The sequence below is a fragment of the Candidatus Dormiibacterota bacterium genome (assembly GCA_036495095.1).
Taxonomy (GTDB): Bacteria; Chloroflexota; Dormibacteria; order Aeolococcales; family Aeolococcaceae; genus CF-96.
In genome coordinates this window covers 1-10,575 of record DASXNK010000032.1, presented here as the reverse complement: position 1 = coordinate 10,575, position 10,575 = coordinate 1, and the positions used below count along the sequence as shown (strand labels likewise).

General features: G+C 72.9%; 12 protein-coding genes and 1 riboswitch. Of the genes, 5 read left to right on the top strand and 7 right to left on the bottom strand.

The genetic code is table 11. The features are described 5' to 3' along the window. Positions 1-267 precede the first annotated feature (267 nt). Positions 268-1,389: a hypothetical protein gene (locus VGL20_03865; GenBank protein ID HEY2702807.1), complete on the top strand. Its 1,122-nt coding sequence runs from the start codon at positions 268-270 to the stop codon at positions 1,387-1,389. Between the two features lie 18 nt (positions 1,390-1,407). On the opposite strand, the gene VGL20_03860 is transcribed toward VGL20_03865, so the two are convergent. Genes VGL20_03860 through VGL20_03845 form a run of 4 tightly spaced genes read right to left on the bottom strand, consistent with a single transcriptional unit; the run spans position 1,408 to position 3,977 of the window. Continuing rightward, positions 1,408-1,836: a hypothetical protein gene (locus VGL20_03860; GenBank protein ID HEY2702806.1), complete on the bottom strand. Its 429-nt coding sequence runs from the start codon at positions 1,834-1,836 to the stop codon at positions 1,408-1,410. Continuing rightward, positions 1,833-2,519 carry a hypothetical protein gene (locus VGL20_03855; protein HEY2702805.1) on the bottom strand — a complete coding sequence of 229 codons (687 nt, stop codon included), beginning with the start codon at positions 2,517-2,519 and terminating at the stop codon, positions 1,833-1,835. The genes VGL20_03860 and VGL20_03855 overlap by 4 nt, the downstream gene beginning before the upstream one ends. 4 nt (positions 2,520-2,523) lie before the next feature. Continuing rightward, complete coding sequence (locus VGL20_03850) at positions 2,524-3,609, bottom strand: WXG100 family type VII secretion target (protein HEY2702804.1); 1,086 nt, start codon at positions 3,607-3,609, stop codon at positions 2,524-2,526. 50 nt (positions 3,610-3,659) lie between these two features. After that, positions 3,660-3,977 carry a hypothetical protein gene (locus tag VGL20_03845; protein ID HEY2702803.1) on the bottom strand — a complete coding sequence of 106 codons (318 nt, stop codon included), beginning with the start codon at positions 3,975-3,977 and terminating at the stop codon, positions 3,660-3,662. 188 nt (positions 3,978-4,165) lie between these two features. Here VGL20_03845 and VGL20_03840 point away from each other — a divergent pair, with 188 nt between their 5' ends. The 4 genes from VGL20_03840 (at position 4,166) to VGL20_03825 (ending at position 9,032) form a co-directional block, all read left to right on the top strand. Continuing rightward, positions 4,166-5,791, top strand: a complete 1,626-nt coding sequence (locus tag VGL20_03840) for a long-chain fatty acid--CoA ligase (GenBank protein ID HEY2702802.1) — start codon at positions 4,166-4,168, stop codon at positions 5,789-5,791. 111 nt (positions 5,792-5,902) lie between these two features. Continuing rightward, complete coding sequence (locus tag VGL20_03835; protein ID HEY2702801.1) at positions 5,903-7,567, top strand: hypothetical protein; 1,665 nt, start codon at positions 5,903-5,905, stop codon at positions 7,565-7,567. Between the two features lie 2 nt (positions 7,568-7,569). Continuing rightward, positions 7,570-8,460, top strand: a complete 891-nt coding sequence (locus VGL20_03830) for a haloalkane dehalogenase (protein ID HEY2702800.1) — start codon at positions 7,570-7,572, stop codon at positions 8,458-8,460. A gap of 83 nt (positions 8,461-8,543) precedes the next feature. Then, positions 8,544-9,032: a hypothetical protein gene (locus VGL20_03825; protein ID HEY2702799.1), complete on the top strand. Its 489-nt coding sequence runs from the start codon at positions 8,544-8,546 to the stop codon at positions 9,030-9,032. 236 nt (positions 9,033-9,268) lie between these two features. On the opposite strand, the gene VGL20_03820 is transcribed toward VGL20_03825, so the two are convergent. From VGL20_03820 to VGL20_03810, 3 genes are all read right to left on the bottom strand, one after another. Then, positions 9,269-9,523, bottom strand: a complete 255-nt coding sequence (locus VGL20_03820) for a sigma factor-like helix-turn-helix DNA-binding protein (protein ID HEY2702798.1) — start codon at positions 9,521-9,523, stop codon at positions 9,269-9,271. Positions 9,524-9,585: 62 nt separating this feature from the next. Continuing rightward, positions 9,586-9,660: riboswitch (cyclic di-GMP riboswitch) on the bottom strand. Positions 9,661-9,784: 124 nt separating this feature from the next. Continuing rightward, complete coding sequence (locus VGL20_03815; GenBank protein ID HEY2702797.1) at positions 9,785-10,231, bottom strand: pyridoxamine 5'-phosphate oxidase; 447 nt, start codon at positions 10,229-10,231, stop codon at positions 9,785-9,787. A gap of 1 nt (position 10,232) precedes the next feature. Further along, a partial coding sequence (locus VGL20_03810) for a hypothetical protein (protein HEY2702796.1) occupies positions 10,233-10,575 on the bottom strand: 343 nt, incomplete at its 5' end.

Below are 10,575 nucleotides of genomic sequence, written 5' to 3'. Positions count from 1 at the left end.
CATCTATCAATCAAGCTGATTCTGTTGTCCCGAGGGCTTCTGGCTGTCTTGTCGGTGTGGTGCCTTGTGACGCTGCCTTCCGGCATAGAATCAGTGCGAGGCGCTTCAGGTCCGGGTTCGCAGCCAACCGCTAGTTTCGAGGCGTCGGTCGTCGGCAATACAGCGTTTGAACAACTGACCGTTCGCGACACCGTAGGCCCGGTCACCAACACTCAGCGCGTCGGCGTCCGTCGATCAGCTCGCTACTGCCTCTACAGCCAATGGCACTTGCGCAGAGTAGACCAATTCACGCTTGACCGCTATTACGGCGTTTACATCTATGACGGGTGCAACGGAGATCGACCGGTCTTCCCTAAGCCGGCCGATCCGCTACTCGGTCCGTGCAACAACGATGACTCCCTGCACGCCTCCGGCCAGTACTCGATCTGCCCCATCTTCGCCACCCATCACGTCCCCGCCGGCCTGGCCCCACACGAATGCGACGCCCTCGCCGTCGCCTCCACCTCCCTCGACGCGACCCTCACCCCGGACACCTACGACCCCCACCTCCCGACCCTCCTCACCGCCTCCACCAGCTTCGCCAGCAATCTCGCCGAGCGCCTCTCCGACGGCACCTGCCTCGCCAACCTCGACTGGCGCGACACCGCCTGGTCGATGCGGTGGTCCGACGGCGCCACCGACGCCCGCCCCGGCTCCGGCCGGCAGGGCATCACCGACGCCCATCTCCTCGCCCCCCAGCCCGCCGCCGGCGACTCCACCCGCTCCGCCGACGTCACCGCCGTCGCCACCCTGCACCTCACCGGCGACGCCGTCGACCTCGACGACGCCGGCGCTCCCACCGTCGTCCACCGGACCGCGGACGTGCAGATCAGCAACCACCGCACCTCGACCGGCCTCCTCCCCGGCGCCGTCTACGCCCCACCGAGCCTCGCCGTCGCCGCCGTCCCCGTCGGTCAGAGGGGCGACGGCACCACCCCGCCGCCGGATCCACGGCAGCCGCCGCTCACTCACGCCGCCACCATCCGTGGCCGCCTCCTCGAGCTGTTCCCTCGCGTCCTGGTCCTCCGGCCCGGCAGCGAGACGGTCGGAGGCACCACCATCGGCGAGGCCACCAGCGAGGTGGTCGGCTGGACCTACCTCGGCGGACCCACCGACGCCCCACCCCGGGAGGCGACCGCGCCGGGCGCCTCTGCAGTCCCCGACCGCCCCGTGGCCGTCCAGTGGAACCACGCCGAGCGTCTCGACGGCCGGCGCCGCCCGGTCGACGAGGAGGTGCCACTCCGGCTGATCGTGCGCACCACCTACCCGGACGGCCACGCCGAGGAGCAGACGATCTCCGGCTCGATCGCGGTCAGCATCTACTACGTGGGGCTGATGGACCCGGGCTGACCGCCAGCCGGCCCCGGGTCAGACACCGACACGGTATCCCTCCCGGGCGGCCGCCCCCAGCGCACGCTCCCGCGCCTCGGCGAGCACCCGATCGGTCTGGAGACCTGCGACCACGGCGTGTCCATGGATCGATGCTCGCATCCAGAGGCCGATCTGCGCGGGGAGCGGGTCCGCGTCCCAGCCGTCGAGAACCCGGCGGCCCGCCTCCTCCGGGGCCACATCCTCGTCGGCGAACTCCGCCCCACCCCGAGGCAGACCGACGTGGACCAACCCCGTCGCCACCAGCGCCTCCGTGAGCGCGGCGGTGATGATGCGCACCTCGTCGCGGGTCGCCTGCGGGAAGTGGTGCTCCACCGAGCTCTCGACCCACATCACCGCACTGTGATCGTCGGCACTGTAGGCGAGGCTGTCGCGCAGCGCGCCCCCCAGCGGGTCGACGTCGCTCATCCCCGATACCTCAGCTTCACCTTGCCACGACTGGGGATGTCGAACTCGAGCGCCGGCCTGCCGTCGGCCGAGCGAGGACGCCAGATGATGAACGACGCGTCCTTCAGGCGGGTGATCACGCCGTTCGGATCGAAGCCGTCGGGGGTGACATCGACGCCGCCGCCCCTGAGGCGCTCGTGGTATGCGACGGCGTGATCCGGCCCGTCGGGGAGGTCGCGGACGTTCCGGAGCTCGACGTCGTCGCGCGGCTGCTCCGGTGCCGGCTCCGTGGGGACAGTCAGCCCGCGCCGCTCGGCCGCCTCCCGGGCCCATCGGAGCGCCTGGTCGAGGGGCTCACGAGTGCCCTCACCGTGCACCTCCTCGCCGAGAGGCGTGATGTTCATCCAGTTGGCGATCTGGGAGGCATAGGGGTCCGCATCCCACTCGTCGTAGATGCGCCGACCGATGGCGTCAGGCGGTGAGCTGTCGACCAGGAAGTCTGTGCCGCCTTGTGGCACGCCAATGTCGACGAGGCCCGCGCGATTCAGAGCCTCGACCGCGGCCGCGGTCAGCATCCGCAGCCGCTCACGTGGTTCCCAGCCGAAGAACTCCGCAACCGAGCTCTCCGCCGCGAACACACTGCTGTGATCATCCGCCACCCACGCCAGGATGTCTTTCAGGGCCAGTTCCAGCGGGTCGCTCATGGGGTCATTCCTTGATCTTCAACTTGAAGTGACCGCGGCTCTCAATGGTGAACTCGAGGGTGGGAGGCCCGCTTCTGGACCTTGCACGAAACGTGATGTGCGTGCCATCCGGAAGGCGGGTCACGCTGGCGCCCGCCTCCATGCCCGGTGGCGTCACATCGACGCCGCCCGAGCGAAGGCGCGCGTAGTAGGCCTCCACGTGCGCGAGGTCGTCCGGAAGCTCGTGCACGTGCGCCCTGGCGCCCTTCGCCCGCGTCCCGACCAGCACCCCCTCCTCGGTGGTGATCTCCAGCCACACCTCCTCGCCCGTGGTCGGCGGGGGCGCGTCGAGGTAACGCTCGAAGGTCCGCGATCGTCCGGGCGATCCCCCAAGCCCAGCCCCACGGCGGGGTGACGCCTCGCCCTCCCCCTCGGCCTCGCCGGCCTTCCCCTCCACATAGCTGATCGCGAATGCCTGGATGAGGTCCGCGGGCCGCGTATCCCCCAGCGCCGCGCTCCCCACCGCGCCGAGCACACCGGCGCCCGCGGGGCTGAACGCCAGGCGGGGCAGGGTGAGCCCCGCGGTGTACCCGGCGGCCGTCCCCCAGGTCCGCATCGTCACCGTCAGGACCCGGATTGCCGCCCCGGCCTCGTCCAGCGCCAGCACCACCGCACGCATCGCCCCGGCGATCGCCGTCGCCGCCCGGGCCATCAGCGCCGCAGCACCGGCCGCGGCCTCGGCGGCGACGGCGTCGCTGATGCCGAAGGACAGCACGGTCAGGGCGACACCGACACCGGCCGCCACCGCCAGCGCCTCGGCTCGACGGCGGTCACTCTGGGCGTTCTCGATCGCCGTGGCGGCGTGGCGCAGTGACGCCGCACCGTCCTCGAGTGAGTGGGCGACACTGGTGAGCGTCAGCCTGATCGGCTCCCAGGCGTGCGTCCGGAAGGCGTCCGCGACCGGGCTGCGCCACTCGCCCTGGCCCTGCGTCAGATCCTCCACGGTCGCGCGAAGCCGGACGACCAGCGATCGCACCTCCTCGGCGCACTGGTCGAGCTGCCACGCGGCGCGCCGCAACTCCTCCGGGTTGCCGTCGTGCGGAGCCGGCACGTCGATCGAGTGGACGGAGACGCCCGGGGCGCCGGGCTGCCCGTCTCCGGTCATCGCGAACCACCATGGTGGCTGCCGACCGGACCGTCGCCGAGATCGCCGCCACCCCCGGCCGACCACATCACCTGGAGAGCCCGCCGCAGCCCCCCAGCCACCTCCAGCAGATGCGTGCAGGTGTCGTCCATGGCGCCCGTGGTGCGATCGCAGAACCTGACGACCTCCGCCGTGGCGCCCGCATCCCCGGTGGCCCCCGCTGCGAGCTCGCAGGCCCGCTGGACGGCGCGTTCGATGTCCGCGAGCGTGCCCGCAGCCGAGGCGAACCGTCCGCCGGCTGCGGTCATGGCGTCGTACCGCGCGCTGACCTTCAACGGTCGGTCTCCCGTGAGCCGGCCCACCCCTCCGGCCGGTCACGCCACCAACCCGACAGCGGCGGAGTCCAAACCCTCACCCCGATGCCGGAGTCCACCTCTGCAATCGCGGGTTCCCCCTCCCACCCCTCGCTCGGGTATACAACGTGATGGCAGAGCGGGGCTGGACAGTGTGGAGGCGACGGTCGATGCAGAGCACGATGCAGGACGGGGACCTGACCATCACGGACATCCTCCGGCGTGGGGCGCAGGTCTACCCGGAGAGCCAGGTGGTCAGCTTCGAGGGCGAGGGCAGCCGCCGGGGCACCTTCGCCGAGGTCGCCGAGCGGGCGGCGCGGCTCGCGGGCGCCCTGAAGCGGCTCGGCATCCAGTCCGGAGACCGTGTCGGCACCCTCTCCTGGAACCACCAGGAGCACCTCGAGGCCTACCTCGCCGTTCCCTGCATGGGCGCGGTCCTCCACACCCTCAACCTTCGCCTCAACCCGGATCAGCTCGCCTACGTCATCAACCACGCCGAGGACCGCGTCATCCTGGTTGACGCCTCGCTGGTCCCGCTGCTGGCGAAGATCCGGTCGGACCTCACCACCGTCGAGCACCTCATCCTGGTCGGTGAGGGCGACGCCTCCGCCCTCGGCGACGGCGTGCTCGACTACGAGGACCTGCTCGCTGCCGAGTCGCCGGAGTACGACTGGCCCGAGCTGGGCGAGAAGACGGCGGCGGCGATGTGCTACACGACCGGCACCACCGGCGCGCCCAAGGGCGTCGTGTACAGCCACCGCTCGATCTGCCTGCACTCCCTCGCCGAGTGGGGTGCGTTCTCGCTCAAGGAGGCCGACCGCGCCCTCGTCATCGTCCCGATGTTCCACGTCAACGCGTGGGGCATCCCCTACACCGCGTTCATGCTCGGCGCCGACCTGCTGATGCCGGGCCGGTTCCTGCAGCCCGAGCCGCTGTGCAGGTTCATCCAGGCGGAGCGCCCCACCTTCGCCGCCGGCGTGCCCACCATCTGGCAGGGCGTGCTCCAGCACATCGAGGCGCATCCCGCCGACCTCACCAGCATGAAGACGATCATCTGCGGCGGCTCCGCGGTGCCGCGCTCGCTGATGGAGCGCTTCGAGAAGAACCACGGGTTGCGCATCATCCAGGCCTGGGGGATGACCGAGACCAGCCCCATCGGCGCCATCGCCATCCCGCCGCGTGGCGTTCCGCCCGAGGAGGAGATGGACTGGCGGAGCAAGACCGGCCGCGTCGTCGCCGGGGTGCGGCTGCGCATCGTCGACGATTCGGGGAAGGTGCAGCCGTGGGACGGCGAGTCGGTCGGCGAGATCGAGGTGCGCGGTCCGTGGATCGCCGCGTCGTACTTCAAGGATCCCGCTCCCGACAAGTTCCACGACGGCTGGCTGCGCACCGGTGACGTGGGCTGCGTCGACTCGCGCGGCTTCATCCAGATCACCGACCGCTCCAAGGACGTGATCAAGTCCGGCGGTGAGTGGATCTCGTCGGTGGCGCTGGAAACGATGCTCATCGGACATCCCGATGTGCTCGACGCCGCGGTGATCGCGGTGCCCGACCAGCGCTGGGACGAGCGGCCGCTCGCGTCGGTCGTGCTCAAGCCCGGCAGCACGACGACACCCGAGGACCTGCGCGAGTTCATCGCGGGCCAGGTTGCGAAGTTCTGGGTGCCGGAGCGATGGGCGGTGGTCGACGAGATCCCGAAGACCAGCGTCGGCAAGTACGACAAGAAGGTTCTGCGCGCGATGTACGCGGACGGCAAGCTTCCCGCCGTCGAGCTCGGCGCCGCCCAGCGTCGCTGACCGTTCGGGCGGGCGGTCACGGCCCGCCCCGGCACCGGTCCCGGCGCGCTACCCTTCTGGGCCTCCGTTGAGAGCTGGGTGGTGAGAGGGAGGTGTCGCACCGCCATGATGTTGCCTGCTCCACTCCGAACCGCTCGGGCGATCGCCCTCTTCCAGGGATGGGCGGCCGGGCTCGGTGTGTTCGTGATGCTCGGTGTCGCCGTGGTCGCCGCGGGCGGGCTGAGGAACGGGGCGTTCGTCGCCCTGGCGCTCCTCTTCCTCGCCGGTGACGTCCTCGCCGTGTCCACCGCCGTCGTCATCGCGGCGCGGCGTCTGCCCGAGGGCGCCGCCTGGGCGCGGCTGCTCCTCGACGTCGTCGAGGGTGTGACCATCGCCGTCGGCCTGCTCGCCATCCTCATGGGGACGGGCGCGCTCGGATTCCTCGGCGTCGTCATCGGCGTGACCGTGATCGTCTGCCTCCACATGCCCTCCTCGAACGCGCTCTTCGCCGGCCAGCCGCTGCTGCCCTGGGAGGGCCCCGCGCGCGAGCCGGAGGCGCCGGTGTTCCCGGTGCCGTCGCTGCCGCGGCGCACCCGCTCGGGGATGGCTCGGCCGCTGCCGCCGGCCACCTCGACCCCGGCACCGGCCCCGCCCCAGCGGCGGAGCGCCGTGGCCCCGCCGGCGTGGCGCGCCCCGATCGCCCCCCGCACCGGGCCCTTCTCGTGGGAGACGCTGCCCACCCCGCTCGCTCCTCCGCGCCCGATCGAGGCGGCCGCCGCCCCGCCGGCGCCCCCCGTCGACCCGCTGCCGCTGATCACGCCGCCGGTGGTGGCACCGCCCGACGAGCCGCCGTCCCGCCCGTTCGTGGTGCCGCCGCTCGAGACGATCGCGGAGGTGCCCCGTCACCGCACCCCGGCTCCGGCCGAGCCGGACGAGGCGCCCGCGATCCGGCCCTTCGTCGTGCCCGCGCCCGAGGAGCCCGCGCCGGTGGCCGAGACCGAGCCGGAGGCGGCGCCCGAGCGTCCCGCCGCCGAGATCGCCCCCGCGCCCGCACCGCCTGCCGCACCCGTGCTGCCGCCGGCGCCGGCTCCGGCCGCCCCCACCCCTCCCGCCGCGGACCGGTGGGAGCCGCGGCAGCTTCCGCCCGTCGCCGCCGCCACCGCGCGGCCGGCGGCCGCGTCGGCCACCGTGTACGAGCGCCGCCGGGTTCGCACGGCCGCGGCGTCGGCCCGCCCGGGCCGCTCCGGGAACCCGCCGCCCCCCTCGTGGGCGTGGCGCAGGGTGGTCATCGCGGCGTCCCTCCTCGGCGCCATCGGAGGCGGCACCCTCTCCGCGGTCGAGCTGCTCGCCGGCGGTGCCGGCCGGGCTCCCGCCACCGGGCAGGTGCCCGCCCAGCAGCCGCCGCAGAGCGGCCTGCTGCCCGGAGGAGGGACGAACCCGGCGCCACCGCGCCCGGGCGGGGAGCGCTCCGAGCCGGCGGCGGCCGGGGGCGTCAGCGCCGTCACCGTCACCCCGGACGGCTGCGGCGGGGGGAGCTGCACCGTCACCGTGCGCGTGGACCTGCAGCCCCACCAGGACGAGCTGGTCGCCTGGACCATCGTCGTCACCGACCGGTGCTCCTCGCAGCGCATCGAGGTGCCGGTCACCGGCGTGCCCGCCCCGGCCTCGTACCGCTACGTGACCTCCACCAACCAGGTCACCGTCCCCGGCTGGCGCTCGCCCCAGATCATCGCGGTCACCACCAGCCCGGCCCGGGCGAGCTCGCCGCCGGTCCCGGTCGGCGCCAGCGGCTGCTGACCATCGACGAGGTCCTCCGCACCCCTGACGAGCGGTTCGCCGGGCTGCCCGGCTATCCCTTCGAGCCCCACTACCTCGACGTGGACGGGCTCCGCGTCCACACCGTCGACGAGGGGCCGCGCGACGCCGCGCCGGTGCTGCTGCTCCACGGCGAGCCGTCCTGGTCGTACCTCTACCGGACGATGATCCCGGTGCTGACCGCCGCCGGGCACCGCGCCGTGGCGCCCGACCTGGTCGGCTTCGGCCGCAGCGACAAGCCGGCCCAGCGCGCCGACTACACCTATCAGCGGCACGTCGACTGGATGCGCGCCACCGTCGAGGCGCTCGACCTCCGCGACATCACCCTGGTCGGCCAGGACTGGGGTGGCCTGATCGGGCTGCGGCTGGTCGCCGAGATGCCCGGCCGCTTCGCCCGTGTGGTCGCCGCCAACACCTTCCTGCCCACCGGCGACGATGACCCCGGGCCCGCCTTCCACCGCTGGCGGCGCTACTCCCAGGAGACCCCGCGCTTCCACGCCGGCGGCGTCGTCAGGGGTGGATGCGTGACCCCGCTGAGCCCCGAGGTGATCGCTGCCTACGACGCCCCCTTCCCCGACGACCGCTACCTGGCCGGCGCCCGGCAGTTCCCCACCCTGGTGCCGGTGACCCCGGACGACCCCGCCGCCCAGCCCAACCGCGAGGCCTGGGAGGAGCTGAAGCGCTGGACCCGGCCGTTCCTCTGCGCCTTCAGCGACCAGGATCCGGTCACCCGGGGTGGGGACCAGCTCTTCCGCCGGCTGATCCCCGGCGCCGAGGGCCAGCCGCACACCGTGATCGAGAACGGCGGCCACTTCCTCCAGGAGGACCGGGGCGAGCGGCTCGCCGCGGTGGTGGTCGACTTCATCGCCGGCTGACCCAGGCAACGGCGGGTGCGGCGTCGGTCACGGGTTCGTGAAGCGCTCGCCAGGCGGGCGCGACCGGGGTCGAGAATGGCGCCGTGCTCGCCCTGACCCATCTCGTCGCCGGCGCTGCCCTGGGGAGACTGAACCGCGACCGTCGCGGCGGTGCCCTCGCGGGAGTGGTCTCCCACGCCCTGCTCGACGGCATCGGCCACGACGACCTCAGCGTCGGGGTGATCGGTCAGGCCGCGCTGGTCACCGCCGGCGTCGCCGCACTGGCGCTGAGCTGCGGAGCCGGGTCGGTGGTCACCGTCGCCGGACTGGCGGCGGTCGCGCCCGACGCGGAGATCATCCTGATGAAGCTCCGCGGCCAGGAGACCCGGCGCCTGATCTTCCCCTCGCACTGGCAGCGCCAGGGCCGGCGGGGCGAGCATCCGTACCGCCTGCCCGGACCGGGCGTGTCGATCGGCGTCGAGATCGCCCTGTCAGTCGCGGCCTGCGCCGCCCTCTGCGTGGCCGGCCGGCGACGCACCCGGCGGCGGGGGAGGGAAGGTCTCCGAGCGTTCGAGGGGACGGCCCGCGCCTGACCGCGGCGTGCCCTCCATCCGGTCGGGGACCAGCCTCGGCGGGGTGCTGGTGCAGTCGACCCGGTAGTTCGCCTGCAGATGGTTGAGGTGGAGCTCGTTCGCATCGAGGCCGGCAGCCTCGACCTCGGAGATCCTCTGGCCGGCCGCCTGCGGTCCGGGCAGCTCGGCACCCGGGGGCACGAACGAGACGATCGTGCCCCCGGCGTCGTGGATCAGTCGAATCCTCATCCGACCAACTATAGGGTCGTGTACCGACCCCTCCCCGACGACATCTCCAGCTTGGCCAGCGCCTCGGCCTCGATGCGGGTGATCCGCTCGCCGGGGACGCCGAGGCGCCTGCCCACCTCCTCGGCGGTGCGCTCCCGGGAGTCGACCAACACGTAGCGCAGCAGGAGGACGCGGCGCTCGCGGGGCGTCAGGGTGGCGAGGACGTCCTCGACGTCGTCGCCGAGCGTCGCCGGCGGCGACTCCTGGATCAGCGCGGGCGCCACGGAAAGAGCCGATGTCGCTGCCATGTGCAGACCCCCATCTCCGCCGGTCCGTGGGTGACCCCTTCGGTAGCCCGGCTGTCTCGATGAGACCCGTGGCTTTGCGTCCTCACCTCACGGTGAGTTTGCCGTTGTCGAGGACCGACGACAGCACTGTAGCCGCCGGAGCGCTGACCGCCGGGTCCGCACGCGATCGTCACAGCGGCCCGGCCCTCATGCACACGGGTGGCGTCGCGCACCGACGCGTGTCGCGGGCTTCCCGGGTCAGCCCACCCCGTACCCGCGCTCGGGCCGCACCAGCACGATGCAGCGGCGCTCCTCGGCCATGACCCGGTCGTAGGTCGGCCAGTCGTCGTGGGTGGCGCCGGTGGAGAGGTAGACGTCGCGGAGCAGCTGCGGCAGATCCGCCGGCTCGACGCCCTCCAGCGGGTCGTCCGGCCCGATCAGCGTGACCGCGCCCTCGACGGTCTGCCAGCGGAAGCCGACCCGCCAGGTCACCGTGGCCCGCGGCCGGGCGCGGAGGTGGCGGAGCTTGAGCGCGCTGCCGATGGCGACGTAGCCCACCACCTCCGCATTGGTCACCGGGTGGGTGGTCACCCCGGCGTTCACCACCGCGCTGTGCACCGACCCGTCCGACCGCAGCGTCGACACCACCGCGAGCCCGCGCTCGGCCGCGACCAGCGCGCGCACCCGGCCGAGATCGGTCGCCATCTCAGGCCACCGCCGCCCGGGCGGAGAACCAGGGGAGCAGGGCGATCGCGGGCGCGGCGCCGGCATACTCCTCCCGGCTGCGGATCCGGTGGGCCAGGGTCTCGGCCATGCCGTGGCTCCCTGCGGCGAGGCGGACGGTTGCGGCTGTGAACCATACGACGCCGGTGGCGGTGGCGTCGATGTGGGCGCCGATCAGCACGGTGGCGAGCATCGGCGGGACCACCTGCAGCCCGCTGACCCCGGGTGCCACCGCGAGGTTGCCGAGCACCATGAGCGAGCGGGATGGGAGCGGCGACGAGGTCGCGCCTCCTCCGCGGACGTCTGTCGTCCTGTGGTCGAACCCC